The organism is Catenulispora sp. GAS73 (assembly GCF_041262085.1).
In the GTDB taxonomy this organism is placed as follows: Bacteria; Actinomycetota; Actinomycetes; order Streptomycetales; family Catenulisporaceae; genus Catenulispora.
This window is the reverse complement of sequence record NZ_JBGCCM010000001.1, coordinates 437,559-464,145: the sequence shown is the minus strand read 5'-3', so window position 1 is coordinate 464,145 and position 26,587 is coordinate 437,559. Positions and strand designations below refer to the sequence as shown.

27 protein-coding genes and 1 pseudogene are annotated in these 26,587 nt (G+C 70.5%); 19 read left to right on the top strand and 9 right to left on the bottom strand.

From position 1 onward, the window contains the following. The first annotated feature begins 105 nt into the window (after positions 1-105). The 3 genes from ABH935_RS01945 to ABH935_RS01935 are packed head-to-tail and all read left to right on the top strand — an operon-like array spanning position 106 to position 2,005. Positions 106-1,155, top strand: a complete 1,050-nt coding sequence (locus tag ABH935_RS01945; protein WP_370375999.1) for a LacI family DNA-binding transcriptional regulator — start codon at positions 106-108, stop codon at positions 1,153-1,155. A 26-nt stretch (positions 1,156-1,181) separates the two neighbouring features. Next, positions 1,182-1,586 (top strand): hypothetical protein, encoded by a 405-nt coding sequence (locus tag ABH935_RS01940; RefSeq protein WP_370375998.1) that lies wholly within the window; start codon positions 1,182-1,184, stop codon positions 1,584-1,586. A 23-nt stretch (positions 1,587-1,609) separates the two neighbouring features. Beyond that, on the top strand, positions 1,610-2,005 hold the full coding sequence (locus ABH935_RS01935) for a hypothetical protein (RefSeq protein ID WP_370375997.1): 396 nt from the start codon (positions 1,610-1,612) through the stop codon (positions 2,003-2,005). Positions 2,006-2,119: 114 nt separating this feature from the next. On the opposite strand, the gene ABH935_RS01930 is transcribed toward ABH935_RS01935, so the two are convergent. The 3 genes from ABH935_RS01930 to ABH935_RS01920 form a co-directional block, all read right to left on the bottom strand. Next, positions 2,120-3,379 (bottom strand): MFS transporter, encoded by a 1,260-nt coding sequence (locus ABH935_RS01930; protein WP_370375996.1) that lies wholly within the window; start codon positions 3,377-3,379, stop codon positions 2,120-2,122. Between the two features lie 110 nt (positions 3,380-3,489). Then, positions 3,490-4,074 carry a TetR/AcrR family transcriptional regulator gene (locus tag ABH935_RS01925; protein ID WP_370375995.1) on the bottom strand — a complete coding sequence of 195 codons (585 nt, stop codon included), beginning with the start codon at positions 4,072-4,074 and terminating at the stop codon, positions 3,490-3,492. Between the two features lie 31 nt (positions 4,075-4,105). Next, positions 4,106-4,429 (bottom strand): hypothetical protein, encoded by a 324-nt coding sequence (locus ABH935_RS01920; RefSeq protein WP_370375994.1) that lies wholly within the window; start codon positions 4,427-4,429, stop codon positions 4,106-4,108. A gap of 143 nt (positions 4,430-4,572) precedes the next feature. On the opposite strand from ABH935_RS01920, the gene ABH935_RS01915 reads away from it, so the two are divergent. From ABH935_RS01915 to ABH935_RS01905, 3 genes are all read left to right on the top strand, one after another. After that, positions 4,573-5,214, top strand: a complete 642-nt coding sequence (locus tag ABH935_RS01915; protein WP_370375993.1) for a DUF1345 domain-containing protein — start codon at positions 4,573-4,575, stop codon at positions 5,212-5,214. Positions 5,215-5,350: 136 nt separating this feature from the next. Beyond that, positions 5,351-5,707: a PRC-barrel domain-containing protein gene (locus ABH935_RS01910; protein WP_370375992.1), complete on the top strand. Its 357-nt coding sequence runs from the start codon at positions 5,351-5,353 to the stop codon at positions 5,705-5,707. Between the two features lie 61 nt (positions 5,708-5,768). Next, entirely contained in the window at positions 5,769-5,933 is a 165-nt protein-coding gene (locus tag ABH935_RS01905; protein WP_370375991.1) for a hypothetical protein, read from the top strand. 47 nt (positions 5,934-5,980) lie between these two features. On the opposite strand, the gene ABH935_RS01900 is transcribed toward ABH935_RS01905, so the two are convergent. Then, positions 5,981-6,460 carry an SRPBCC family protein gene (locus ABH935_RS01900; RefSeq protein ID WP_370375990.1) on the bottom strand — a complete coding sequence of 160 codons (480 nt, stop codon included), beginning with the start codon at positions 6,458-6,460 and terminating at the stop codon, positions 5,981-5,983. 188 nt (positions 6,461-6,648) lie between these two features. Here ABH935_RS01900 and ABH935_RS01895 point away from each other — a divergent pair, with 188 nt between their 5' ends. Both ABH935_RS01895 and ABH935_RS01890 read left to right on the top strand, forming a co-directional pair. Next, positions 6,649-7,437: a phosphatase PAP2 family protein gene (locus ABH935_RS01895; protein WP_370375989.1), complete on the top strand. Its 789-nt coding sequence runs from the start codon at positions 6,649-6,651 to the stop codon at positions 7,435-7,437. Then, positions 7,434-8,132: a phosphatase PAP2 family protein gene (locus ABH935_RS01890; protein ID WP_370375988.1), complete on the top strand. Its 699-nt coding sequence runs from the start codon at positions 7,434-7,436 to the stop codon at positions 8,130-8,132. Before ABH935_RS01895 ends, ABH935_RS01890 begins: the two co-directional genes overlap by 4 nt. On the opposite strand, the gene ABH935_RS01885 is transcribed toward ABH935_RS01890, so the two are convergent. Then, a complete protein-coding gene (locus ABH935_RS01885; protein ID WP_370375987.1) occupies positions 8,110-9,051 on the bottom strand; it encodes a YihY/virulence factor BrkB family protein in 942 nt (313 codons plus the stop codon). The genes ABH935_RS01890 and ABH935_RS01885 overlap by 23 nt on opposite strands. A 71-nt stretch (positions 9,052-9,122) precedes the next feature. Here ABH935_RS01885 and ABH935_RS01880 point away from each other — a divergent pair, with 71 nt between their 5' ends. Then, on the top strand, positions 9,123-10,058 hold the full coding sequence (locus tag ABH935_RS01880) for a diacylglycerol kinase family protein (protein ID WP_370375986.1): 936 nt from the start codon (positions 9,123-9,125) through the stop codon (positions 10,056-10,058). Between the two features lie 3 nt (positions 10,059-10,061). Here the strand turns inward: ABH935_RS01880 and ABH935_RS01875 are convergent, their stop codons facing one another. Next, positions 10,062-10,634, bottom strand: coding sequence for a hemerythrin domain-containing protein (locus ABH935_RS01875; RefSeq protein WP_370375985.1), 573 nt, complete (start codon positions 10,632-10,634; stop codon positions 10,062-10,064). Positions 10,635-10,797: 163 nt separating this feature from the next. On the opposite strand from ABH935_RS01875, the gene ABH935_RS01870 reads away from it, so the two are divergent. The 10 genes and pseudogenes from ABH935_RS01870 (at position 10,798) to ABH935_RS01825 (ending at position 24,398) form a co-directional block, all read left to right on the top strand. Further along, complete coding sequence (locus ABH935_RS01870) at positions 10,798-11,238, top strand: sugar:proton symporter (RefSeq protein ID WP_370375984.1); 441 nt, start codon at positions 10,798-10,800, stop codon at positions 11,236-11,238. A gap of 110 nt (positions 11,239-11,348) precedes the next feature. Then, a pseudogene (locus tag ABH935_RS01865) lies at positions 11,349-13,031 on the top strand (FAD-binding dehydrogenase); the annotation flags it as partial. A gap of 42 nt (positions 13,032-13,073) precedes the next feature. After that, positions 13,074-13,862: a DNA-formamidopyrimidine glycosylase family protein gene (locus tag ABH935_RS01860; RefSeq protein WP_370375983.1), complete on the top strand. Its 789-nt coding sequence runs from the start codon at positions 13,074-13,076 to the stop codon at positions 13,860-13,862. A 715-nt stretch (positions 13,863-14,577) separates the two neighbouring features. Then, complete coding sequence (locus ABH935_RS01855) at positions 14,578-16,644, top strand: ricin-type beta-trefoil lectin domain protein (protein WP_370375982.1); 2,067 nt, start codon at positions 14,578-14,580, stop codon at positions 16,642-16,644. 228 nt (positions 16,645-16,872) lie between these two features. Beyond that, positions 16,873-18,276 carry an ABC transporter substrate-binding protein gene (locus ABH935_RS01850; protein WP_370375981.1) on the top strand — a complete coding sequence of 468 codons (1,404 nt, stop codon included), beginning with the start codon at positions 16,873-16,875 and terminating at the stop codon, positions 18,274-18,276. A gap of 98 nt (positions 18,277-18,374) precedes the next feature. After that, positions 18,375-19,433: a carbohydrate ABC transporter permease gene (locus tag ABH935_RS01845; RefSeq protein ID WP_370375980.1), complete on the top strand. Its 1,059-nt coding sequence runs from the start codon at positions 18,375-18,377 to the stop codon at positions 19,431-19,433. Beyond that, on the top strand, positions 19,430-20,416 hold the full coding sequence (locus tag ABH935_RS01840; protein ID WP_370375979.1) for a carbohydrate ABC transporter permease: 987 nt from the start codon (positions 19,430-19,432) through the stop codon (positions 20,414-20,416). Before ABH935_RS01845 ends, ABH935_RS01840 begins: the two co-directional genes overlap by 4 nt. 58 nt (positions 20,417-20,474) lie before the next feature. Next, the gene (locus tag ABH935_RS01835; RefSeq protein WP_370375978.1) at positions 20,475-22,529 is read left to right on the top strand and encodes a glycoside hydrolase family 2 protein; all 2,055 of its coding nucleotides are present in this window, start codon (positions 20,475-20,477) and stop codon (positions 22,527-22,529) included. Between the two features lie 90 nt (positions 22,530-22,619). Continuing rightward, complete coding sequence (locus ABH935_RS01830; protein WP_370375977.1) at positions 22,620-23,672, top strand: LacI family DNA-binding transcriptional regulator; 1,053 nt, start codon at positions 22,620-22,622, stop codon at positions 23,670-23,672. Between the two features lie 63 nt (positions 23,673-23,735). Beyond that, the gene (locus ABH935_RS01825) at positions 23,736-24,398 is read left to right on the top strand and encodes a hypothetical protein (RefSeq protein WP_370375976.1); all 663 of its coding nucleotides are present in this window, start codon (positions 23,736-23,738) and stop codon (positions 24,396-24,398) included. Between the two features lie 34 nt (positions 24,399-24,432). On the opposite strand, the gene ABH935_RS01820 is transcribed toward ABH935_RS01825, so the two are convergent. From ABH935_RS01820 to ABH935_RS01810, 3 genes are all read right to left on the bottom strand, one after another. Beyond that, complete coding sequence (locus ABH935_RS01820; RefSeq protein ID WP_370375975.1) at positions 24,433-24,741, bottom strand: WhiB family transcriptional regulator; 309 nt, start codon at positions 24,739-24,741, stop codon at positions 24,433-24,435. Between the two features lie 77 nt (positions 24,742-24,818). Then, positions 24,819-26,387 carry a WD40 repeat domain-containing protein gene (locus tag ABH935_RS01815; RefSeq protein WP_370375974.1) on the bottom strand — a complete coding sequence of 523 codons (1,569 nt, stop codon included), beginning with the start codon at positions 26,385-26,387 and terminating at the stop codon, positions 24,819-24,821. Between the two features lie 10 nt (positions 26,388-26,397). Beyond that, positions 26,398-26,526, bottom strand: a complete 129-nt coding sequence (locus ABH935_RS01810; protein WP_370375973.1) for a hypothetical protein — start codon at positions 26,524-26,526, stop codon at positions 26,398-26,400. Positions 26,527-26,587 lie beyond the last annotated feature (61 nt).

Below are 26,587 nucleotides of genomic sequence, written 5' to 3'. Positions count from 1 at the left end.
AGGAGCGGTTCGGGACCGGCTCGGGTTCAGCTCGGGATCGGCTCGGAACCGGCTCGGGGTCGCCTCGGACGGAGAGCGCTCTCCGTCCCGTGCTATAAACGAGACATGGCCGCCGAGGAGGGGATACCGCGCGCACCGACGCTCGAAGACGTCGCGCGGGTTGCCGGGGTCTCGCGGGCGACCGTTTCCCGGGTCGTGAACGACACCCGCAACGTCGACCGCCGCATCCGGGAGGTCGTGCAGGCCGCGGTGGCGCAGACCGGCTACGTGCCGAACCAGGCGGCCCGGTCGCTGGTGACCCGCCGGACGGGGTCGGTGGCGCTGGTCGTGTCGGAGGCCGAGCACCGGTCCTTCGACGATCCCTTCGTGGGCCGGGTGTTCACCGACCCGTTCTTCGGCCGGGTGGTCAGCGGGATCATCAGCGTCCTGCGTCCGCGCGCGGTGAGCCTGGTGCTGATGCTCGCCGAGACCGACGACTCGCGCCGTCAGCTGATCGACTACCTGCGCCAGGGGCACGTCGACGGCGTCCTGCTCATCTCCACGCACGCCGACGACCCGCTGCCGCCGATGCTGATCGAGTCCGGCCTGCCCACGGTGCTCTCCCGCCGCCCGACCACGCCGATCCCGATCAGCTACGTCGACGCCGCGCAGCACGCCGGCGCGGGCCTGGCGGCCGACCGGCTGGCGCAGCTGGGCTGCCGGCAGGTGGCCACGATCTCCGGACCGCTGGACATGCCGGCCGGCCAGGACCGCCTCCACGGCTTCCGCGAGGCGATGGCCCGGCACGGGCACGCGTTCGTGCCGGCCGTGGAGGGCAACTTCACGCGCGACAGCGGCGAGCAGGCGATGCGGGAGCTGCTGGACCGCTACCCCGATCTCGACGGCCTGTTCGCGGCCAACGACCTGATGGCGCAGGGCGCGCTGCTGGCGCTCCACGATCGGGGGATAGCGGTGCCCGGCCGCGTGGCGGTCATCGGCTTCGACGACAGCAGCGCGGCCACGGCCTGCCGACCGCCCCTGACCACGGTGCGCCAGCCGATCGAGGACATGGCCGCGGCGATGGCCGAGCTGCTGCTGGCGCAGATCGACGACCGGCAGCCGCGCGTCACGTCGCGGATCTTCGAGCCGACGCTGGTGGTTCGCGAATCGGCGTGACCGCGTGTCGATAGAGTGACCACACTGTGACCGTCTTCGCCTGCTCCCGCTGCAAGCAGCACCTCAGCGCCGACCTGCGTGAAGTCCCGCTGCCCCCGCCAGTCGTCGAGGAGGCACCGAGCGCCGAGACGTTCCTCCCGCCGTGGATGCAGCGCGGGACCTACGCAGTGAATCAGCACACTGGCGAGTTCGTGCTGCATCCCGACGACGTCTCCTCGACGACGGCTCACCCCGAGCCCCGCCGCAGCGGCGGCTGCTGTGGCCTCGACGGTCTGAGCGGCCCCAACCTGGTCTGCGACAACTGCGGTGCGGAAGTGGCGACGCAGTATTCGGACTGCTGGTCTCAGCAATATGTCGGGCTGGTGCCGGAGGTTGTAGTCACCCACAGAGCCACCCGGTGCCAGCCGGTAAAGAGTGAAAGCGATCTGTAAGCGTCCGCGATCACACTGAGTGCATGATGAGTCCCAGAATCGCTGCGAGCCTCTTCGTCGCTGTTGCGAGCCTCGGTGGGGTTGGCGCGCTTGCCGTTCCTGCCTCGGCGGCTGCGGCTGCGTCGGGCAGCTGCTATTTCTACGACAACCTGAACAATCAGCCGGGCGCTTGTCTGGATGAGACGACCAACTACTCCGAGGGGAACGTCGGGGTCTGGAACGATCCGAACAGTCCCACCACGCAGGTGGCCACCGGCACGGCGGGGCAGGTCTTCAAGACTCTCGACTACGTCTCCAACGGCCGGTCGACGACCTGCGACAACGGCGTGACGACGAGTTATTGGTACCACGGCGTGGACCTGGTGAGCGGGCAGATTGGCTGGGTGCCCGACTGCTATCTCAACGGCGAGCCGAGCTGACGCAATAGCGCCGCGCTGTCGAACGCGCAGGGGGAGGGTCGGAGGAGCGGCCCTCCTTTGAGGACGCGTGAGTCGGGACGCTGCGCTCCGCCTTAGCTGTACCAGTCAGTAAAGTTAAGTCACGGCGTGCCGGGACCCGCTCATGACGGCGAAGCCGGCAGTGGCGAGGAGTCCGAAGACGGCCGGGAGCAGGAACACATGCGGCAGGCCGAGAAGGTTGACACCGAGACCCCCGGTGACCCCGCCGAGCGCACTGGCGACCGCCGGGGACGTCATGAAGATGGCTGATGCGGTGGCGACGGCCTCTGGCAGCAGCCGCTGGGCCACGATGATGCCCAGCGCGGCGAACACGCCCCACACCCCGCCCATCAGGATCTGGCCGGCGAACATGCCGGCTGTGTTTCCGGTCAGGGCGAAGCAGAGGTTCGCGCCCACGCCGCAGCCGGCGCCGAAGACCATCAGCCGCATCATGCCGATGCGGCGCGCGGCGATCACGGCCACCGGCATGAGGATCAGCTCGATGAGGGGCTGAATCGCGATGACCGCCCCGCTGATCGCGGTCGGCAGATGCATGTCGGTGCGCATGTAGATGGTGAGGTAGCCGTACTTGATCGGCTCTCCGGCGTAGACGAGGCAGTACAGCCCCGTGAAGGCCAGCAGCGGCAGCATGGCACGCGGTCCGGGGCGCCGCCGTACGTGCTCGGCTTGCGCGCGGGGCCCGTGGGGCCTGGCGCGGACGCGCTCGGTGCGTGCCGTGCGCGCGAAGCCCATGGGGAAGATTTGGGCGAGTGTGCACAGCCCGGTAGTAGCCAGCATCACGCGAGGTCCGGCGGTCGCGGCCAACAGCGAACCCAGCACCGGCCCGACGATCCAGCCGGCCGTCAGCGCCATCCGCACGATCGAGACGACTCCGTCCCCGGCGGCGCCGACGGTGTCGGCCGTCTCCTGGAGGCTGTCGTGGAGTTCGGCGAACAGTTGCGACCCCGCCGCGCCGGCGAAGGCCAGGACGAGGGCGCTGATCACGAACGGCATCCACACCTGAGTCGAGACGGCCATGCCGAACCAGCCGACGGCACCCGCCGCGGCGCACGCCCGGAACAGTCCCAGACGCTTGCCGCTGCGGTCCGAGCGCGTCCCGATCAGGTAGCCGGCCAGCGGTGCGGTGATGTTCGTCAGGTAGTACAGGCCGGCCGTGGTCAGCGAGGTGTGCAGATCGTCGACCAGGAACAGGGTGATCTGCGGGGCGGCGGCGGAGATCCCGAGCCCGGACAGGAACAGCGCGACGGTCGCGCCGCGGTACAACGGCGAGGCGAGTACCGTGCGCAGCGCGGACGGGGCGGCCGCGACCTCATCGTCGGCGAGTGCTGATGCCACGGTGGGATCCCCCTGGAGAACTGCGCACTGTGTACGTTCGTACGTATCACGATACGTACGAACGTACACTGAGGCCTTCGCTGCGGGAAAGGGGTTTCCGGTTCCGGAACTCAGCCCGCGGTGATGCGGCGCACGGCCTCAGCGGTGCGAGCGCGCTCGGGCGGGACGGTGTCCAGCGCGGCGTGGATGAAGAGCCCTTCGATCAGCGCGTCGAGCATGTGCGTGGTCGGCTCGTCGAAGAAGGTGCGCAGCGCGCGGCGGCTGCGGGCCATCCACTCGCAGGTCAGGGTGCGGAATTCGGGCTTGCGCGCGGCCAGGGTGTAGAGCTCGGTGGTGAGCACGAGTTCGCGCTGCGAGTCGAGCAGATCGGCGTGGATGAGCCCGACGACCGCGGCGCGTGCCTCGTCGGCGTCAGCCGCCTGCCGGAACCACTGCTCGTAGCGCGTGGCGATGGTGTCGGCGAACTTCTCGAAGGAGACCCGCAGTAGCTGGTCCATGTCGTCGAAGTGGTACGTCATCGACCCGAGCGGCACATCGGCGTGCGCGGCGACCTTCCGGTGCGAGACGCCGGCGACGCCGACCTCGGCGATCACGTCGAGCGTGGCGTCGACGATGCGCGCGCGCCGATCGGGGTCGAAGCGACGGCTGCGGGCGGCGGCCGGTCGCACGCCTGAGGGTGTCGCGTCTGCGTCCATTGCGTCCATCGTATTGCCGCGCCGGCCCCGGCTAGAGCTTGCGGACCACGCGGGCCGGCGAGCCGAGCGCCAGGCAGCCGACCGGGATGTCCCGCGTCACGACCGCCCCGGCGCCGATCACGCTGTTGTCGCCGATGGTGATCGGCCGTGCGGACTCCAGCCGGTCCTTGCGCGGCTGCGGCTCCACCGGGTGCACGGGGGTGAGGAGCTGCACGTTCGGGCCGAGCTGGCAGTCCTCGCCGGGGTCCTCGACGTAGGCGGCCGCGTACTGCGCCTGCAGGCGCACGGCTCGCTTGAACTGCTCGAAGCTGTCGGGGTCGTCGGCGATGTACAGGATGCGTACGATCGTACACATCGGGGCATGCCGGCCGGCTACGCCGGGCGATCCGCGGCTGTTTACTCCCAGGCGGGCAGGGCAGCAGGAGGCTCCGCGGTTCAACCCCGCGACCCGGGCACGGCCGTATCGGAGGCGCAGATGTCGATGACCGAGGGCGGAACGTGACAGCGCGACGCTTCAGCTCGGCACGGACGAAGCTGCTGGTCTCGGCTGCCGCGGCGGCCGCAGCCGGCGTGGCCACGGCGCTGGCGGGAGCTGGCCGTGCCGCGCCCCTGATCGGGTGGGACGTGCTGGCGGTCGTGTTCTGCGCGTGGGTGTGGTCCACCATCTGGAGCCTGGACGCGGAGAGCACCGCGCGACACGCCAAGCGCGAGAATCCCAGCCGCGACCTGGCGGATCTGGCTCTGCTCGGTGCCGCGGTCGCCAGCCTGGTCGCCGTCGGGGTGGTGCTGTTCGGAGCCGGCCACGCGAGCGGGAACGCGAAGTACCTGCAGGCTGCTCTGGCGCTGGCCTCGGTCTTCGTGTCCTGGACGCTCGTCCACACGGTCTTCACGCTGAAGTACGCGCGGCTCTACTACTCCGGCGAGGTCGGCGGGATCGACTTCAACGAGCCGGACGACCCCCAGTACAGCGACTTCGCCTACCTGGCGTTCACGATCGGCATGACGTTCCAGGTCTCCGACACGAATATCAAGACCAAGGAGATCCGGCGCACGGCGCTGCGGCACGCCTGGCTCTCGTTCCCGCTGGGTGCGGTGATCATCGCGACGTCGATCAACCTGGTGTCCGGGCTGGCGAAGTGACGCGCGTGGTCCGGCCCCGCCGCTGAGGGGCTTTTGACCTGCGGTGTTTCATTCGCGCTGATCTGCGCACAATGGAAGCACTGGACACGAAGGTCCGGGCGGCCCACGCCACCGGCCTGGCGCGAGAGGAGACACCATGATCCAGGCAGCGGACCTGCGGGAGTGGCGGACCCACGACGTGATCGATTCCGGCGGGCACAAGATCGGCTCCCTGGAGGCGGTCTACGTGGACACCAGCACCGACGAACCCGCGATGGCCACCGTCCAGGTGGGCCTGCCCACCCGGCACCGGCTGGTGTTCGTCCCCCTGGACGGGGTGATCGTGGGGCCCGGCTACGTCAAGGTCAACTACGCCAAGTCGCTCGTGAAGGGCAGCCCGGCGATCGGCACCGACGACGTTCTGCCCTTCGAGGACGAGGAAGCCGTGTTCCAGCACTACGACCTGCCGTATGAGCCGGGCGCCGCCGGGGAGCGGCAGCTCGCCCGCCGCTGACCGCACGCGGACCGTTCGCGGCCCGGTCGCGGACCGTTCGCGCCCGACGGAAAGGAGCATCATGGTCCTGTTCTTGCTCGTGATCCTCGCGGCGGTGGTGCTCGGCATCATCGGCGCCGTGGCCAATGGGCTCTTCTACCTGCTGCTCATCGGCTGCGTGCTGGTAGCCGCGGACATCGTTTATGGCGTGGTGCGGCTTCGCCGGCCGCGACAGCCGCTGCGGTGAGTGCTTTCTGACCGCACTACCTGAGGCGCGTCGGCGGCTGAGCAGCCTCATCCGCCCTGGCCGGCGTGCCCTGACTCCGGAATCCGCCCGCGCCACTGGCCCGTCTCGACGCCGCGCTCTTCGATGAACACGCGGAACCGCTCCAGGTCCGCCTTGACCTGCAGCCGGTCCATGCCGATCGCGCTGCCGGCCTTCTCCACCAGCCCGTCCGGCTCCCAGGCCAGGTCCACTGTGACGCGGGTGACGCCGTCGGCGAGGGCCTCGAAGGTCACCATCCCGGCGTGCCGTACGTCGCCGTCGATGCTGCGCCAGGTGATGCGCTCGTCGGGTAGCTGCTCGACGATCTCGGCGTCGAACTCCCGGCGGCTGCCCGCGACCTCGGTCACCCAGTGGGTGTGACGGTCGTCGATCTGCTGGACGGCGACGACCCCCGACATGAAGTGCGGAAAGGACTCGACCTGCGTCCACTGGTTGTAGGCGGTCCGGAGCGGGACTCGGACGTCCACGTACTTCGTCACGTCGTTCATCTGCTTCACCTCTTTCTCCGCCCGGGGGTCTCCCTGTAGCGGAGCGCTTCTGCTGCCCGCATCCGATGCGGCCAAACGGTTTGAGGCGCGGCGTCGGGGTATGCCTCGCCGTCCGACACGAAGGAGGATTCGTCCATGCGAGAGATCATTGCGCTCACCATCGGCATGACAGCGGATGGAGCAGGCGGATGAGCGCGCCGGGGTCCTTGCGCCGTACCGTGCACGAGCGCTTCGGCGCGCGTCTCGGCCTGACGCTGTTCGTCGCCGTCCCGGCCGCCGCGCTGGCCGGGCTGCTCGCCGTCGCGGTGGAGAGCGCCTGGGATCCGTTCCGTCAGCTCGATCAGCGCACCGCGTCCTACCTCCACGACCACACGTCCGGCCATCCGCTCGCCATCAAGATCCTGTTACGGGTGTCGGATGTCGGCGGCCCCACCTCTGCGCGCGTGCTCGTCGCGGTTCTCGCCGTGGTGCTGTGGCTGCGCGGCGCGCGCCGTCTGGCGTTGTGGGCGGCTTCGACGATGGTGGCCGGTGCCGTGCTGGACACCGGCCTGAAGGCCCTGGTCGACCGGGCCCGGCCGCACTTGCCGAACCCGTTCGCGCACGCCCCCGGCGCGTCCTTCCCCTCCGGTCACGCCATGGCCTCCGCGCTGGCGTGCGGGATCGTCGTCCTGCTCGTCCTGCCGCTGGTCGGCAGGGTCGGCAAGGTCGTCGTGTGGACCATCGCGACGCTGGCGGTGTTCGCGGTCGGATACAGCCGCGTGGCGCTCGGCGTGCATTGGGTCACCGACGTGGTGGGTGCCTGGCTGCTGGCGCTGGCTCTGCTGGCGGTCTCGGTCTCGGCGTTCCAGACCTGGCGCGTCGAGCACGGGCTGCGGCGGGCACGGCCGGCGACCGAGGGTGTGGAACCCGAGGAGCGTGAGGAGCTTGCGCGCTCGGAGCAAACGCTGCCCGCCGAGAGCGATGGGGGCAGGCCATGACCGCGACGACGGCCCACGGGGCCTCGCGGCGTGACGTCCGCGGCACTGGAATAGGCCTGATCCTGGGCGCGGGCGCGATCCTCGCCCTCCTGATCGCCGTCGGCTGGCTCGTCACCGGGCCGTTGGCGCACGCCTGGCCGCTGAGCGCCGAGGACGGCGTGAACCGCGCCCTCGCGCGGCATCGGAATCACGCGCTGAACGGCCTCACAGGGTTCTTCTCGACGGTGGCCAATACCCCGTCGGCCATCGCGCTCAGCGCCGGGGCGGTCATCGCCATCAGAGTCCTGACCCACCGCTGGCCCGAGGCGCTGTTCGTGGCCACCGTCCTGGTGTCCGAGGTCAGTGTCTTCCTGGTGACCACCATGGTGGTCGATCGTCCCCGGCCGGCGGTGCCGCACCTGGACGTCGCCCCGCCGACGTCCAGCTTCCCGTCCGGCCACACCGCCGCCGCCACGGCTCTCTACGCGGCGGTCGCGGTGGTGGCCTGGCGACACGGCGGCTCGTGGCCGGTGTGGCTCCTGATTGTCGTGCCCTGCGCGGTCGGCTTCTCACGGCTGTACCGGGGAATGCATCACCCCAGCGACGTCGTCGCCGGGGTGATGCTGGGAGCCCTGTGCGTACTGCTCGCCGATCGGGTCGTGCTCAGCGATGGCTCCGCACGGCACGAGCCGATCAGTCGCCGGGGTCGGCGGTGATCGGCGAGCGGACCCCGGCGCGGCGGCTCTCCAACTGTGCGGCGAACGCGATCCCGTAGAACAGCGCGATGGAACTCAGGTTCGCCCACAGCAGGAACGCCAGCACCGCGGTCAGCGGTCCGTACGTGGCGCCGAACGTGTGGCTGCCCTCGACGTACCACGCCAGCAGCGCGGTGGCCGCGGTCCACACCACCAACGCGACCGCGGCGCCGAAGACCAGCCAGGTCGCCGAGGGCTGGCGGCGGCGCGGCGCCTTGCGGAACAGGATGCCGGCGGAGACCAGGGCCAACAGGATGCCGATCGGCCAGCGCGCCAGGTCCCAGGCGTGCAGACCGCTCGGCGGCCAGCGGTACGTATCGGCCAGGGCACTGCCGAAGGACCCGCCGAAGACCAGCAGCGCCAGACCGCACGCGATGGGTATTCCGGCGAGCACCGCGCGCAGGAACGCGCCGCCGTACTTGGCCAGGGCGGGACGATCGCGCTGCAGACCGTAGATGCGGTTGGCGCCGCGCTCGATCTGGCCCATGGCCACGGTCAGCGACAGCAGCGCCGCCGCCAGACCGAGCCACACCGCCGTGCGGCCGCCGTCCCCGGCGTTCTGCAGGGCCTGGTGGACGGCGGCGCGGCTGGCCGGGGGCGTGACCCGTTCGATGGTGTCCTGCAACGCCTGGCCCCACCGCGCGTCGTGCGCCGTCTGGGCCAGGCCCACCAACGCGATCAGGCCCGGGATCGCGGTGAGCGCCATCTGCAGCGCCAGGGCGCGCGCGTGGCTGAAACCGTCGCCGTAGCGCAGTCGCAGGAACGCGTCGCGCAACAGGGTTCCGGTTCCGGTACGCCGCAGCGTCCGCCAGGCGTCGTCCGCGGACAGCTCCTCGCCCGACATCGTCCGGGTCTGCGGCACTTTCGTCGTGGTCGACATGGCGCCCGGATGTCCAGGCGGCGCGGAATCATGCGCGGTTTGGAGAACGCGCGTGCGGCTACATGGGGCCCATGAACCAGGTTGCGGTCGTGGTCCACGAAGGCAAGCTCGCCGCGCTGCGCGGCGACGACCCGCGCGATCTGCTGCGCTGGGCGCTGCGGGCGCGCGGGGAGCCGGCACCGAAGCTGTATCCCACCAGCAGCGGGGACGCCGGGGGAGCGGCGGCGCGCGCGGCGCTGGCCGAAGGGGCGCGGCTCGTGGTCGTGTGCGGCGGCGACGGCACGGTGAGCGCGTGCGCCGCCGTGCTGGCCGGGAGCGGTGTGCCGATGGCGGTGGTACCGATCGGAACCGGGAACCTGGTGGCGCGGAACCTGGGGATCCCGCAGGATCCGGCGGCGGCCGTGCAGATCGCGGTCGACGGCGCCGATCGGGCTGTGGACGTGGGGCGCTTGGACGGCGCGGTGATGGTCGGCATGGCCGGCGTCGGGCTGGACGCCGCGATGGTGCACGATGCCCCGCACTGGCTGAAGCGCCGGGTTGGCTGGCCGGCGTATGTGGTCTCCCTCTTCCGGCATCTGGCGGACCGCGGATTCACCGCGACGGTCGAGGTGGACGGCGAGCGGACCCGGTACCGGCATGTGCGCAGTGTCGTGGTCGGCAACGTCGGCGGACTGCACGGCGGACTGTCGCTGTTCCCTGACGCGGAGCCGGACGACGGTGTCCTGGAGGTCGCGGTGCTGGCCCCGCGTACGGCGTTGGGCTGGGTGCCCGTCGCCGGGAGCCTGCTGCGGGGCCGGGGCCGGGGCCGGGGTCGGGATCGGGATCGGGATCGATCGTCGGCGGTCGAGCGGCGTCGCGGTCGGCACATCGTGGTGTCCGGGCAGCACCCGCTGCGGCGGGAAGCGGACGGGGAGCCGCTCGCCGACGGTCCTGTGCTCGACGTCGTGGTCGAGCCGGCCGCGTTGCTGCTCAGAGTCGACCCGGCCGGCGTGTCCGATCCGGCGTGAAGCTCAGGCCCCGCGTCCCCGGCCGCTGAACGCGTCGCGGATGCGGTCGATGAGGCCGAGGGCCGGAGCCGTGAGATTGCCGGGCGGCGTGTCGGGGGCGCCGGGACGCGGCCGGGTGGGGGCGAGCTTCTTGGCCGCCGTCACCATCTTGCCGATCTCCACGAGGTCTTCTTCGGTGCAGACGGCTCGCAGCCGCGGGAACATGACCTGTTCCTCCTCGGCGATGTGCGCGTTGACCAGCTCTATCAGGTGCTCAAGCGTCGCCTCGAACGGTTCGTCGCCGGGTTGCATCCCGTTGAGTTCCTTCAGGCTGCGCTCGATCTGCGCGTGTTCGCTGAGCTCGTGGTCGGCCAGTTCCGCGCCGCCGTCCACGTTCAGGCGCACCGTCGGATAGACCAGCTGTTCCTCGGCGGTCGAGTGCCGGACGAGTTCGATCGTGGCGCGGTCGACCAGGTCCTTGCGCTGTTGCGGATCGGCGCCGTCGCGGGTCTCGTCCAGCTCGGCGAAGAGCGCCTGGACTTCCCGGTGGTCGTGGGTGAGGACGGCGATGACGTCGTCGTGTGCGTTCTCGTTCATGGAAAGCCACTTCTTCCGTATCGCTGCGTGTGCGCCGGGCTCGTCAGAGCCCGCGGAGCCCTCCGGGTGTCCAGCCGGACCGGCGGCAAACGAGTGTTTGGCGCCGGACGGCCGGGGCACCAGGACGCTTCCGCGAGAGAAGACGAGAGAAGAGGAGCAGCACATGGTGATGCATCACACGACGTCAAGGGTCGGATCCACCGGCGTCACATCCCGGGTCCTGCTCACGGCGCTGGGCGCCGCGGGCCTGATCGTGGGCGCGTTTCTGAACTGGACGCGGAACACGCAAGGCACGCACGTGTCCTGGCGCTCGGTGTACCAGGACTCCTTCGGCGGCACCAACGACATCGTTCAGTCGATCGGCGGGGCCTCGATCCTGCTCGGCCTGATCGCCGTGCTCGGCCTGGCCGACGCCAGCGGCTGGCTGGTCCGGCTGGCCGGTGCCGTGGGCATCGTGGGATCGGTCCTGTTCATCATCCAGGTCCAGCGGTCGTCCGAGCACAGCATGCAGGTCGGCCTGTGGTTCGCGCTGGCGGGCTCGGTCTTGTGCGTGCTGGGAGGCCTTTCCGGCTCCGAGCGGCGGCCCGTGATCATTGAGGAGTGACGCCGCGTCGGCGATCGACGTCCCCCGTTGGCGAGCGGCCGTACCCCCGGCCGCTAAGTTCGTCCTCAACGCCTTCATGACAGAGAACGCCTTCGCGACAGAACTGGAGCCGCCCCGTGGACGCTGACGTCATCATTGTCGGAGCCGGCCTGGCCGGGCTCACCGCCGCCCACGAGCTGACCTCGCGCGGCCGCAAGGTGGCGCTGGTCGAGCAGGAGAACGCCGCGAACCTGGGCGGCCAGGCCTGGTGGTCGTTCGGCGGGTTGTTCCTGGTGGACTCCGCCGAGCAGCGGCGGCTGCGGGTGCGGGATTCCTTCGACCTCGCCTGGAACGACTGGCTCGGCAGCGCGCAGTTCGACCGCCGGGACGACGAGGACTCCTGGGGCTACCGCTGGGCCCGCGCCTACGTCGAGTTCGCGGCGGGGGAGAAGCGCTCCTGGCTCGTCGGCCACGGCCTGAAGTTCCTGCCGACGGTCGGCTGGGCCGAGCGCGGCGACCTGCGCGCCGACGGGCACGGCAACTCCGTGCCGAGGTTCCACGTCACCTGGGGCACCGGGACCGGCGTCGTCGCCCCCTTCGTCGCCTCGGCGAAGCGCGCCGCGGCCGCCGGGCTGCTGACGTTCCACCACCGGCACCGCGTCGACGAGCTCGTGGTCACCGACGGCGCCGTCACCGGGGTCCGCGGCACCGTGCTGGCGCCCGACGACGCGGCGCGCGGCGTCGCCTCCAACCGCGAGGCGATCGGCGAGTTCGACCTGTCGGCGCAGGCGGTGATCGTCACCAGCGGCGGGATCGGCGCGAACCACGAGATGGTGCGGCAGCTGTGGCCCGAGCGGCTGGGCAAGGCCCCGGGCTTCATGGTCACCGGCGTCCCGGCCTATGTGGACGGCCGGATGCTCCAGATCAGCGAGCAGGCCGGCGCGCGGCTGGTCAACCGCGACCGGATGTGGCACTACACCGAGGGCCTGCGGAACTGGAACCCGGTGTGGTCCGGGCACGGGATCAGGATCCTGCCGGGGCCGTCGTCGATGTGGTTCGACGCCCTCGGCCGCCGCTTGCCCGCGCCGTACCTGCCGGGCTACGACACCCTCGGCACGCTGCGCCACCTGCGCACCGATCCGGAGATCGCGCGCTACGACCACTCGTGGTTCGTGCTCACGCGGCAGATCGTCGAGAAGGAGTTCGCGCTGTCGGGGTCGGAGCAGAACCCTGACATCACCGCGAACGACCGCAAGGCCTTCCTGCGCGAGCGGCTCGTCGGCAAGGGCGCCCCGGCGCCGGTCGCCGCGTTCGTGGAGAAGGGCGCCGACTTCGCCGTCGCCCGCGGCCTGGAAGAGCTGGTCGCGAAGATGAACGCGATGACCGACGAGTCCCTGCTGGACGCGGCCGCGATGCGCCGGCAGATCGAGGCGCGTGACCGGCAGATCGCCAACCCCTACAGCAAGGACGCGCAGGTCCAGGGCATCCGCAACTCCCGCCGCTACATCGGCGACCGCCTGGGCCGTACCGCCACCCCGCACCGCATCCTCGACCCGGCGGCCGGTCCGCTCATCGGCGTGAAACTCAACATCCTGACCCGCAAGACCCTCGGCGGGATCCAGACCGACCTGGACTCCCGTGTCCTGGCTGCCGACGGCTCGCCGATCGCGGGGCTGTACGCGGCCGGCGAGGTCGCCGGATTCGGCGGGGGCGGCATGCACGGGTACAACGCGTTGGAAGGGACGTTCTTGGGCGGCTGCCTGTTCTCCGGGCGAACCGCCGGGCGGGCTGCGGCGGAGTCGACTGCGGGCTGAGAGAATCCAGGCGGCAGTTCTTCCACGAACGCAGGAGGTCCCGTGCCGGAGGGTGATTCGGTGTTCCGGACCGCCGCGCAGCTCCACGAAGCGCTGGCGGGCGACGAACTCGCCGTCGCCGACCTGCGGGTCCCCGCGCTGGCCACGACGGACCTGACCGGGCGCCGCGTGCTGGAGACGACGGCTCGCGGGAAGCACCTGCTGACCAGGCTCGACGGCGGCCTGACGCTCCACACGCACCTGCGGATGGACGGACGCTGGGCCGTCTACCGAGCCGGCGAACGCTGGAGCGGCGGCCCGGGGTGGCAGATCCGTGCGGTCCTGGGCACCGCGCGCAACACCGCGGTCGGCTACCGGCTGCCCGTGGTCGAACTGCTTCCGACGGCTGAGGAGGCGACCGTCGTCGGACACCTCGGCCCGGACCTGCTGGGCCCGGACTGGGACGCGCAGGAGGCGCTGCGTCGGCTGTCCGCCGATCCCTCGCGGCCGCTGGGCCTGGCCCTGCTCGACCAGCGGAACCTGGCCGGAGTGGGCAACGTCTACGCCAACGAGCTCAGCTTCCTGGCCCGCGTCCCGCCCTGGCGGCCGGTGGGGGAGGTGCCCGGTTTGGAGAAGGTGGTGGATACGGCGCACCGCCTGCTGACACTCAACCGGCTGCGCGTCGGACACGTCACCACCGGCGACACCCGCGCCGACCGCCGGAACTGGGTCTACGGCCGGGCCCGCCAGCCGTGCCGGCGCTGCGGGACGCGGATTCTGACGTCGAGCCTGGGAGAGCCGCCGCAGGACCGGGTCGTGTACTGGTGTCCTCGCTGCCAGCCGGAGAAGTAGCAGGTCACGGCGCCGGATGGAGGCCATTCGGGCAGCGCGCCGTTTCACCTCGGTGATCCCGGGCAGCCGGACGGGACGCGATTGCGAGGAGGAACGACCATGACCGTCACCACACCGACCCGCATCCAGAACTCCGGTCCGACTCATTCGGGCGGAAGCCCAGTCGCCGACACCGTCCCGCCGACACCGGTACCCCCGGCGCGCCCCGGCCACCCCGAGCCCGTGCCCGAGCCTCCCATCCCGAGCCCTCCGGGCCCCGGTCCCGAGCCCGTTCCGACGCCGACGCCCGTCCCGCCGACGCCCCGCCCGACGCCCGGCCCGCCGCAGCCTTTCCCGGAGCCCACACCTCCGACGCCCGGCCCGGTCCCTAGCCCCGATCCGCTGCCGGAGCCCGCGCCGAGTCCGGCCGGGCCGCCCGGGCTGGCGCGGCTGTAGATCGCTGCCGTGAATCCGCGGCACGACCGAGAACTCCGCGGAACTCTGCTCCTGACGGCGCCGAAACCACAGGTCGACCACGCCGGCTGAGTATTCAGCCGGCGCCGCTCGGCCTGGTTTCGGCGCCGTCCGCGCGTGCCGCGCAGCCATGCTCCCCTGACCGACCCATTGTGGTTCCCCTCGCGCGCCGCTACTGTCACGCCTACCCATTCTGCAACGTTGCATTAACCCCGGTCGCCTCTTTGCATCGTTGCACTCCCGGCGTCACAAAGGAGTCCGCATGGTTCGCAGAACAAGACTGCCCGGCCGCCGCCTGACCGCGGCGGCGGCCGCGCTGCTGGTCGTCCTGGGTCTGATCGGGGCGCAGGCGGCGCTGGTGACCGCCCCGGCGTCCGCGGCGGCGACCACCGGAGTGCTGTACGCGCCGAACGTCTCGGCCAACCCGAACGAGGACGCCAGTTACCCGCGCGTCATCCGGCTGGCGAACAGCGGCTCGGCGAACGGCACCGTGCTGGCCACCTTCTCCCACTCGGGCGTCGGCTCGACGAAGGCGAACTTCCCGATCTACCGGTCCACCGACAACGGACAGACCTGGTCGTCCTCGCCGATCGGGACCGTGACGGATACCCAGCACGGCTGGGACCTGGACGGACCGACCCTGTACGAACTGCCCCGGGCCGAGGGCTCGCTGCCGGCCGGCACGCTGCTGGCCGCCGGTACCGCCTGGAACCACAACGACTACACCCAGCAGGCCGTCGAGGTCTTCGTCAGCACCGACCACGGCGCCACCTGGACCTACCGCAGTTCCTGCACGTCCGAATCGGGGATGGCCGACACCCAGGGCCACGGCATCTGGGAGCCGGCGTTCACGGTGGCCGGCGACGGGAGCCTGGTCTGCTACTTCTCCGACGAGCGGCCCTCGACCAACAGCTACAACCAGGTCCTGGCGCACGTCGTGAGTACGGACGGCGGCGCCACCTGGGGCAGCGAGGTCTACGACGTGGCCGTGCAGGACGGCGTCCAGCGGCCGGGCATGACGACGGTGGTGAAACTGCCCAACGGCACCTACGGCATGACCTTCGAGGACTGCAAGGCCGGCTTCGACCCGGACACGGCGTGCTCGGTCTACTTCAAGACCTCCCCGGACGGGGTGAACTGGTCCCCGGTCTCAGGCCTCGGATCCCTGGTGCAGACCGCGGACGGCCGGCACTTCCTGCACACCCCGGAACTCGCGTGGTCCCCGATCGGCGGTCCGAACGGCACCCTCCTGGTGTCCGGCCAGCGCCTGGTCTACGGCGCGGACGGTTCGATCACGAACCAGGACGAGTCCGGGATCGTCCTGCTGGCCAACACGAACCTCGGCTCCGGTGCCTGGACCGAGACCACCGCCCCGGTCAGCACCAACCCGACCGGCGGCTACGACTCCGGCGAGACCGCCTGCGCCGGCTACAGCTCGCCGATCCTGCCGTCCGTCTCGGGCTCGACGATTCTCTACCTGGCCGGAACCCACATCAGCAACGGGAAGTGCGAGGTCCAGTTCGGGACTGACGTGGCGCCCGGCCCGACCGGCAGGATCACCGGTCCCGGCACCGTCGGCAAGTGCGTCGACGTCAACACCAACACCTCGACCAGCGGCAACGCGGTCCAGCTGTACGACTGCAACAGCACAGGTATCCCGGGCCAGCAGTGGTCCGTGGAGCCGGACGGCACCGTGCGGGCGTTCGGCAAGTGTCTGGACATCGTCGGCGACGGGACGGCCAACTTCAGCAAGGTCGAGCTCTGGGACTGTGGTCCCGCCCTGGGTCAGCAGTGGCGGGAGCAGTCCAACGGCTCGCTGCTCAACCCGCAGTCCGGCCGCTGCCTGGACGACCCGCAGGCCAACACCGCCAACGGCACCCAGCTCCAGATCTACGACTGCAACGGCCTGTCCACGCAGCAGTGGACGATGCCGGGAGCGCCCACCGCCGCCATCACGGGGCCGGGCACGACGGGCAAGTGCGTCGACGACAACACCAACACCCCGACCAACGGCAACGCGGTCCAGCTGTGGGACTGCAACGGGGTACCCGGCCAGCAGTGGTCCGTGATGCCGAACGGCACCCTGCAGGCCTACGGCAAGTGCCTGAACATCGTCGGGAACGGAACCGCGAACTTCACCAAGGTCGAGCTCCGGGACTGCGACGGCAGCGGCGGCCAGCAGTGGGCTCCGCAGGCGAACGGCTCGCTGCTCAATCCGCAGTCCGGCCGCTGCCTCGACGATCCCCAGGGCAACACGGCCGACGGCACGCAGCTCCAGATCTACGACTGCAACGGCCTGTCCACCCAGCAGTGGACCCCGGCCGTCTGAGACGTCTGAGGGCGTCTGAGGGCGTCTGAGGGCTTCTGAGCCGGAATCGGAGAAACCCGTCGGTGGCTCTTGCCGGCCCTCGGTCCGGCAAGAGCCACCGCGCGGACTCGTCGCCGAAATGTGATCGTCATTCCCTTGCAACGTCGGCAAGGACGGGGATAGCCTCTCTGCAACGTTGCAGAGAGGCCGGAAAACCTCCATCAACGAGTGAGAGAGAGCGTGGTTGCGATGGGCAAGTCCCGAGGCGGCACCGGCACCGTCGGTCGTCGTGCGATCGGTCTGGCGGCCGCGGTGCTGGCGGTGGTTCCGCTGGCGGCGTGCGGCGGCTCCACGTCACCGGCTGCGGCCCGTGGCGGCTCCTCCGGCGGTACTTCCGGCGGTTCGTCGGGTGCCGCGGCGTCGGGCGCGGGATGCGCCGCCGGCGCCACCCCACTGACTTTCTGGAGCTGGACCACCGGCTACGACCTGGCGGTGGCCGAGTTCAACAAGACGCACCCGGATGTCTGCGTCCAGCTGGAGAACGCCGGCGCGACGACCGCCGAGTACGTGAAGCTGAACGACGCGCTCAAGGCGCACACCGGGGCTCCGGACGTGGCCACGATCGAGTACTTCGAGCTGCCGTCGTTCGAGATCACGCACAGCCTGGTCGACCTGTCGCAGTACGGGGTGGGGTCCTCGCAGAAGGACATCGCGCCGGTGGCCTGGTCGCAGGTGTCGCAGGGCTCGGCGGTGTACGCGATGCCGGTCGACCTCGGCCCGCTCGCGCTGTACTACAACGAGAAGCAGTTCACCGGCGCCGGTGTCTCGGTGCCGACGACGTGGGCGCAGTTCGCCGACGCGGCGGACAAGCTGCACGCCGCCGACCCGAAGGCGGCGATCACGAACTTCGACCCGGTCGACATCCAGCCCGTGCTCGCGCTGATGCAGCAGTACAACGCCTTCCCGTTCACCTACAGCGGCGGGGACACCTTGGGCGTCAACTTCACCGGCCCGGCGCAGACGGCGTTCGCGAACTACTGGCAGGGCCTGATCGACAAGCACGAGGTGACCACGGCCGCCGACTTCTCCCCGGCGCAGTGGTCCAACCTCGACAGCGGGGCCAACGCTGCCCGGCTCAGCCCGGCGTGGGGGCCGGTGGGCATGCAGCTGAGCATCAAGCAGACCGTCGGCGACTGGCGCGCCGCGCCGCTGCCGCAGCTCCAGGCCGGGCAGAGCATGTCCGGCAACTGGGGCGGCTCGTCCCTGGCCGTGATCGCGGGCAGCAAGCACGCCAAGGCCGCCGCCGAGTTCGTGCAGTGGTTCGGCGGCTCGGCCGACGCCTGGAAGATCCTCAGCGGCCCGGTCGCCGGTGCCTTCCCGGGCTACCTGCCGCTGCTGAACTCGCCCGCGTTGCAGGACGCCACCCTGCCGATCTCGGGCACCTCGAAGCCGAACGCGGTCTTCGCCACGGCCGCGCAGAACATGACCGCGGCCCAGTGGCCTCCGATCATGACCGCGGCGGCGACCCAGTGGACCTCCACGTTTGCCGGGGTGACGAAGGGGTCTGAGACGTTGCCGCAGGCGTTCCAGACCTTCCAGCAGCAGATGGTCAAGTACGCCAAGGACCAGGGCTTCAAGGTCACCGGGAGCTGACCGGACGCCGCTCGCCGGCGCGGTCCGCACCGCGCCGGCGAGACTCCCGAGATTTCCCCCAATGCCCACCACCTCCGACGGAACGAAAGGACGAGCCCATGGGTCGGCAGACCATCCGCGAGGCGCGGCCTGCTCCCGCGCGCGCTGTCGGCGCCGACGGCCATGTCGTCGCCACCGCCGACGACGCCGACGACACCGGGCACGCCGTGCCGGCCGGATCCGTCCGCACCGGGCGGCCGCACCGTACGCGCCCCACGCGCCCCACGCGCCGCCCCGGCCGCAAGGGGCGAGGCCGCCAGTGGCCCGGCGCGGTCTTCATCGCGCCGCACATGCTGGTGCTGGCCCTGTTCATGGTCGTGCCGACGATCTACGCCATCTACACGAGCCTGTACACCAGCCGGCTCATCGGCGGCACGCGCTACTCGGGCCTGGCCAACTACCGCACGGTGCTGAGCTCACCGGAGTTCTGGGACGGCGTGCGGCGGGTCCTGGTGTTCGCCGCGGTCCAGGTCCCGCTGACGATCGCGGTCGCGTTCTTCTTCGCGGCGGTCTTCGAGGCCGGCGTGGTCAGGTTCAGCCGCTTCTTCCGCACCGTGTTCTTCGTGCCCTTCGCCGTCCCCGGCGTGGTCGCGGCCGTGATGTGGTCGTTCCTGCTGCTACCGGTGTTCGGCCCGTATTCGAAGGCGATGAGCTGGCTCGGATTCGGGCACGTCGACTTCTTCTCCTCGGGGATGATCCTGCCGACGATCGTCCTGATCGTGCTCTGGGAGTGGACCGGCTACAACATGACGATCCTCTACACGTCCCTCAAGGCCGTGCCACGGGAGATCACCGAAGCCGCGGTGGTCGGCGGGGCCTCGCTGACGACGATCATCCTGCGGATCAAGCTGCCGATGGTCCGGCCGACGATCGTGATGCTGTTGTTCCTGAACATGGTCGGTGCGCTGCAGCTGTTCACCGAGCCGTCGATCCTCGCGGCCTTCCAGCCCCAGGCGGTCTCCTACGGCTTCACCCCCTCGCTGTACGTGTACAACACCGCCGTGGGCAGCGGCGAGTACAACCTCGGCGCCGCGGCGGCCGTGTTGCTGGCGATGATCATCGGCGCGATCTCGCTGGCCGCCTTCGCGGTGCGCCGCAGGAATGGAGAGTTCCGATGAGCACTGACACGGCGTCACGCGCTGCCTCGTCCCGTACCGCGTCGGCTCGTGCCGTATCGTCCCGTGCCGCGCGGAAGACGGCTCGGCGAGCGGCGGCGGCTCGCGAGAGCGTGCCGGTCCGCCTCTACGGGCTGCGCCGCGGGACGACGACGCTGCTGACCTTGGTGTGTGCGGGCTTCGCGGTGTTCATCCTGGCGCCGCTCGTCTGGCTGCTGATCAACTCGACCAAGACCCAGGCCAACGTCTACCAGAGCTCCGGCTTCTGGTTCGCGCGGCCGTTCCGCCTGTTCCAGAATCTCGCCGGTCTGGGCAAGAACATCAGTGGCGCGGGAGTCTATCTGCGTTGGCTGGAGAACACGCTGCTGTACGCGGTCGTCGGAGCGGCCGGGGCGACAGTGTTGTCGGCGCTGGCCGGCTACGGCTTCTCCCGCTTCCGGTTCCGCGGCGGCAACGCGCTGTTCTACCTGGTGATGTCCACGCTGCTGGTGCCGATCACGTCGATCGCGCTGCCGCTGTTCCTCGTCTACGCGAAGGTCGGCCTGGTCAACTCGGTCTGGGGCATGATCCTGCCGAGCATGGTCTCCCCGGTGGGCATCTACTTGATGCGCACGTTCATTGACGCCACGGTGCCCCAGGACCTGCTCGACGCCGCACGCATCGACGGGGCGGGCGAGGTGCGCGTCTTCTGCCGGGTCGCGCTGCCGCTGATGGTGCCGGGGCTGCTCACGGTCCTGCTGCTGACCGTCGTGGCCGTGTGGAACAACTACTTCCTGCCGCTGATGCTGTTCAGCCGCAGCGACATGTACCCGCTGACCGTGGGCCTGTCCTCGTTGTCGCAGGCCGCGGAGACCGGCACGAAGGCCGAGCTGGTCCCGGTCCTCATCACCGGCGGCCTGGTCACCGTACTGCCCCTTATCGCGCTGTTCCTGATCCTGGAGAAGTACTTCCGGGGCGGAGCGTTGCAGGGCAGCGTCACCGGCTGAGCTGTGGCACACCGATCTTTGTCATCACTCGTATGTCGCAAAACCCGTTGGAGGGAAAGTGTCTCTCGTCCGCCCCGAGTACCCTCGGCCGCATTTCGACCGCTCGCACGCCTGGGTCAGCCTGAACGGCGCGTGGGATTTCGCTCGGGATGGTGAGCGCGGGCCCTGGTCCGAGCAGATCGTCGTGCCCTTCGCCTGGGAGACCGAGGCCTCGGGCGTGGGTGCGCACTGGCTGGAGTACGGCTGGTACCGGCGCGAGATCTCGGTACCGGAGGACTGGGCCGGCCAGCGGGTCGTCCTGCACTTCGGCGCCGTGCACCACCTCGCCACGGTGTGGGTGAACGGCGTCTCGGTGGGGGAGCACGAGGGCGGATACACCCCCTTCGAGTTCGACATCACCGACGCGCTCGACGGCGAGTCGGCGGTGAACGTGCTGGTCCGGGTGTGGGCGCCGGCGGACAAGCGGGAGATCGTCCACGGCAAGCAGCGCAGCATCCCGCGCGACGACTACGACGACTGCGCCTTCACCCCGAGCAGCGGCATCTGGCAGCCGGTGTGGCTGGAGGTCCGGCCGGCGACTCATCTGTCGGCCGTCGCGCTGGTCCCGGCCGACACGCTCGACGCGATCACGGCCACGGTCTCGGTCGCCGGACCGCACACCGTGGGCGCTCAGGTCGAGGTCGGGATCGTGGGGGCCACCGGCGCGTCGTCCGTCACCGTCGAGGTCACCGACCCGACGGCGCCGCTCCGGGTGACGCTGCCGATCGACGCGCCGCGCCTCTGGAGCCCCGACGATCCGCACCTGTACGAGGTCGAAGTACGGCTGGAGTCCGCGGACGGTGCCGACCGGGTGCTTTCCAGTACCGGGCTTCGCCGCGTCGAGGTACGCGGGGACCAGATCCTGCTCAACGGCGAGCGCCTGTACGTGCGCGGCGTGCTGGACCAGGGCTACTGGCCGCGCACCGGCATCACCGCGCCGGACGACGAAGCCTTCGTCACCGACCTGGAACTGGCCCGCACGGACGGGTTCAACCTGGTCCGCAAGCACCTCAAGCTGGAGGACCCCCGCTTCCTGCACCACGCGGACCGGCTGGGCATGCTGGTGTGGGCCGAGCCCGCCAGCACCGGCATCTTCACCCAGGCCGCCGTCGCCCGCTTCGAGGCGCAGATCGAGCCGATGGTGCGCCGCGACGGCAACCACCCGAGCATCGTGATCTGGGGCCTGTACAACGAGGAGTGGGGGCTGGACTGGGACGTCGTGGCGGACCCGGCGAAGCAGGAGGCGGTCCGGCGTGCGTACGAGCAGCTCAAGGAGCTGGACCCGAGCCGCCCGGCGGTCGACGACTCCGGGTGGTCGCACGTGGCCACCGACCTGATCGACTGGCACATCTACGACGAGACGCCGGCCGGCTGGGCCGCCAAGATGCGCGCCCTGCTCGACGAGGGCGCGGAGAGCTTCCCGGTCGGGCTCGGGCCCGGCCGGGTCGTCGAGAAGGTGCTGATGGCGGCGAAGTCCGGTCCGACGCCGGAGCTGCCGAACCTGAACAGCGAGTTCGGCGGCGGCAAGACCAGCGTGGAGCGCGGGTGGAACCTGCGCTGGCAGACCCTTGAGCTGCGGCGTCGCGACATGCTGTCCGGCTACGTGTGGACCGAGCTCTACGACATCGAACACGAGATGGCCGGCATCCACACCTTCCACCGCGAGGACAAGGACACCGGGGCGAACCGGCCGGGCGCGACCAACGCCGACACCGTCGTCGTCCCCGAGCTCAGCCCGGTCGCGCCGGGCCGGGACGTGGTCGGTGTCGGGCCCGGCGGCGAGGTGGCGTTCGACGTGCGGATCTCGCATCACGGCGGTTCGGCGGTCGAGGCGGCCGTGCTGCCGGTGTGGAGCGCGGCGCTGGGGGACTACGACGCCGACGCCGTTTCCGAGATCGCGCGCGGAGAAGGGACCTGGTTGCAGAATACTGTCAAAGTGCATCCGTTCCGGCTCAGCGAGCCCCTCCGCGTCACCGAGACCCTGCCCGCGGACCGCGCCGCCGCGCGGCTGCACCTGCTGGTCGTCGCGGCGGGACGGATCATCGGGAGCACCGTCGTGGACGTCACGCGGTAGGCCGCGTCGCCGAGCCGGCCCGGCCCGGCTCTGCATCGATGCATCGTTGAACTGGAACCGCCACATCACGTTTCACGGGAGGAAACCGCGATGACCACCCCTCGTCTGCGCGACGTCGCCGAGCGCGCCGGCGTGTCGATCCGCACGGTGTCCAACGTGGTGAACGGGTACGCGCCGGTGTCGGACGAGAAGCGGGCCCGGGTCGAGGCGGCGGTGGCCGAACTCGGCTACCGGCCGAACCTGACGGCCCGCAACCTCAAGAGCGGCCGCACCGGCATGCTGGCCCTGGTGGTCCCGGAACTGGACGTGCCGTACTTCTCCGAGCTGGCGCGCGCCGTCGTCACCAAGGCCCGCCAGCACGGGTACACCGTCGTCATCGACCAGACCGACGGCGAACCGGACCGCGAGCGCGAGCTCATCATGGGCGACTCGCTCGCGACCATGTTCGACGGCGTGATCCTCAGCCCGCTCGCCCTGTCCCAGGCGGACCTGGCCCAGCGCGACCCGACCCGCTCCCGCCCGCTGGTCCTGCTCGGCGAGCGGATCGCTGAGAGCGCCTACGACCACGTCGCCATCGACAACGTCGAGGCGGCGCGTGTGGCCACCGAGCACCTGTTGGACCTCGGCCGCACGCGGATCGCGGCGGTCGGCGACCAACCCTGGGAGACCGGGGAGACCGCCCAGCTCCGCACCCGCGGCTACCGCGAGGCGCACCAGGCCCGCAAGCGCAAGGTGGACGAGTCGCTGATCGTCACGACCCGGCGCTTCCACCGTGCCAACGGCGCCGAGGCGATGGCCGCCCTGCTCCAGCACCCGAAGGGGCCGCCGGACGCGGTGTTCTGCTACAACGACCTGCTCGCCCTCGGCGCGATCCGGACCCTGCTCACGCACGGTGTGCGGGTGCCGGAGGACATCGCCGTCGTCGGCTTCGACGACATCGAGGCCGGGCGGTACAACACGCCGTCGCTGACGACCATCTCGCCGAACAAGGCGACGATCGCGTGGCTGGCGGTGGATCGGATGATCGCCCGGCTCGGCAAGCGGTCGGACAGCGGACCGGTGGAGTTGTGGGCGCCGTACGAGCTCATCGTCCGTGAGAGTACGGGCCTTATTCATCCGGCGGTCGGGGGTTCCGGGACGTAGGAGGCTGTGCCGCCGGTACCGCCCAGCACGGCGCCCAGCGCGGCCGGCGGTTATGGTGGGTTCATGGGGGATTCAGCGCAGAGTTCTTCGATCCACCTGTTCGAACGGGCGGCGCAGCTGGGGCGCGCGCTGCTGGACGGTGGCGGCGATGCCGTGCTTGGACGCGGGGGCTTCTCGTTGCTGGGCATGGACGTCTCCGACGGCGGCAGCGGCGGGATCGGCACGGTGTGTCTCGTGCAAGGCGGGCGGTCGTTTCGCTGTGACTACGAGCAGGACGCCACGGGAGAGTGGCACATCCTCGGCGGCGGAAGCGGGAGTATCAGCCCTGAGATGGTCGGTCCGCGCCCGTCGGCCGCGAGCGTCGGCACGCCGTTGCTCACAGCCGAAGGCGGCATCGGGTTCACCCGTAGCCGACGGGATCGCGAGGGTGCGGACCCGTTTTCGCCACCCTCTTTCGACGCTGTCGGGTTCGTCGCCACATTCTCTCTGCGTGCCGCCGATGTCGTCGATCACGTAGTCGTCGACGGACGCACCATCGCCGTCCCGGATCACGGCCGGCTGGTCGTGGTCTGGAAAGCCTCGGCCACGCCGTATGGACCGACCGCTAGACCAGTGGTTGTCGCGTTCGATGCGCTGGGCCGCAAGCTCGCGGTGCTGGAGCCGTTGAGCCCGTTCGACGACGTGACCATGCGGGCCATCACCGGACTCGACTCTGAGCAGGACTGATCCCGCGCAGCGGCAGTCTGTCGACCGGCCGGGGCTACGGACCACGGCGGTCGGTCCGCCCGGCGGGGCGCTGCCTCCGGATCCGGCCCCGTTCCTTCGCGGTCAACCCGCCCCAGATCCCGTAGCGCTCCGGCGTGGACAGCGCGTAGAGCAGGCACTCGCGGCGCACTGGGCACGTCGCGCAGACGGCCTTGGCCGCTCGGGTCCGGCGGTCGCGCACGTCCTGGCGCTCGTGCTCGGGCTCGAAGAACAAGCCCTGGTCGGTGGTCCGGCAGGCCGCGCGTTCCTGCCAGCCGGCATCGCGATTCGTAGCGAGGTCCGGATGTGGCCTCGTGGTGAGCATTCAGATCACCTCCGTCGTAGACGTCTGGTGTCCGGCTCGGCGGCGTCGAAACAGGAATCCGCGCGACCTGCGGCGGGTCAGCGTGGCGTCAGTACGGCGACATCATGGCCGATCGCGATCGCCAACGATCCATCGCGCCGTTCGCGTCGATCGGGTCCCTCGGGATACGGGATCACCGCCGACACCGGGGAGGGAAAGACTTGCGTTTCTCCCACCTGCTCGCCGGTGGCCAGGTCCCAAGCCAGCAGTGTTCCGCGGCTCTTCGGGATGGTACCGCCGGCTATGACACAGAGGCGTCCGTCGAGGACCGCGACCGTGAGGGAGCCCACCAACATGTGCGATTCCGGATTCTCCGGAATCTCGCTGATCAGCGTGCGGGTGATCGGGTCCCATATCTGTATTCTGCTACCGCCCGTCAGAGGGGTCCTCGCGGTGAGGATGATGGTCCGGCCGTCGACCTTCTCGGCCGCCAGCGCTATCACCGGCCCCTCGGTCGCGATCTCGCCCGGCAGTTCCCCGATCGACGCGCCGGTGGCGAGGTCCCACAGCCCGACCTTGCTGGGGCCGCCGGCCGTGACGGCGACGACTCGGCCGTCGACTTCCGCCGTCACCACGTGCATCAGGAAGTCCTCGGTCAGCGGTTCACCCCGCGCCTCGCCGCTGGCCAGATCCCAGACCTGGGCTCCGTCGGTGCCCCCGACCACTGCGACACCGTCGTCGCCGACCTTCGCGGTCGCCACCGCGAACACGTGATGCGGGGTGGTGCCTGAGAAGATGGCCGCTATCCGTCGCGCAAGAGGGATAGCCGGCAGGTCAGCGGCGGGATACCTGCTCAGGTCGGGCCCGACCTGGCGCCCGGTGGTCAGGTCCCACAGCCGCGCCGTGGAGTCCATGCTGCCGGTGACGGCGTGCGGCCGCTCGTCCAGCACGATCGTGGTGACGGTGTTCACCGTGTCGAGGTGACCGGTCAGGGGCGCGCCGACGAGTCCTCCGGCGGCCGGATCCCACAGCCGCAGCGTGCTGTCCCCGCAGCTGACGATGACTCGCCGACCGTTCACGATGGAGGTGGCCAGATCCGCCACCTCGCCGGCGTGCCCGGTGATCGGAGCGCCGGGCTTCTCGCGCGGAGCCAGCTCCCACGCCCACAAGGTGCCGTTGCCGTGCGTGTCATCTCCGCTGGTGGCGACGACCAACTGCTCGCCATCCACCACGGCGGTCGTCACCGCGGTCACCGACTCGGGAGCGACCCGGAACGACTCCACGAACGGCTGGTCGGTGCGCGCGTCGCACACTCGTACCCGGATGCCGTCGCAGCTCACCACGAGGGCGTGACCGTCCACGGTCGCCGGTGCGGACGGTTTGTCGGTGTACACTTGTCCGCCGAATTCGAACGTTGAGGGCCCTTCCCAGTGCACGTCGGCGAAGTCGGACGCGGGTTCGTCTCTGCCTCCGCCGGTGGCCAGATCCCACACCCTTACCGTCTGGCCACGAGGCTCGGCGACCACCAGTGTGCGGCCGTCGACCACCTTGGTCGCCAGCGCCTCCGGGGGTTCGCCGATGTCCCACGCGAAACGGAGGCGGGGTTCTGCCGACGTCGTGGACCAGGCGACCGTCCACGGACCGTCGTCTTGTGCGTGCTCTGACATGCCCAGCACGCTACGCCTGCGCGGCCGTGAAGGCGGTCGCGCTCGCGGCGGCGGGCGGTGTATCGTCGCTCGCGGTGGTCACCGGCCGCACCTGGGTCCGCGGGTAGAGCTCCAAGCTCACCGGTTCGAGCGTGTACATGCGTCGGCATGTCTTTCCAGCCCGATGAACGCGGATCCGCGGGCGACGAGGAAGGACTGCC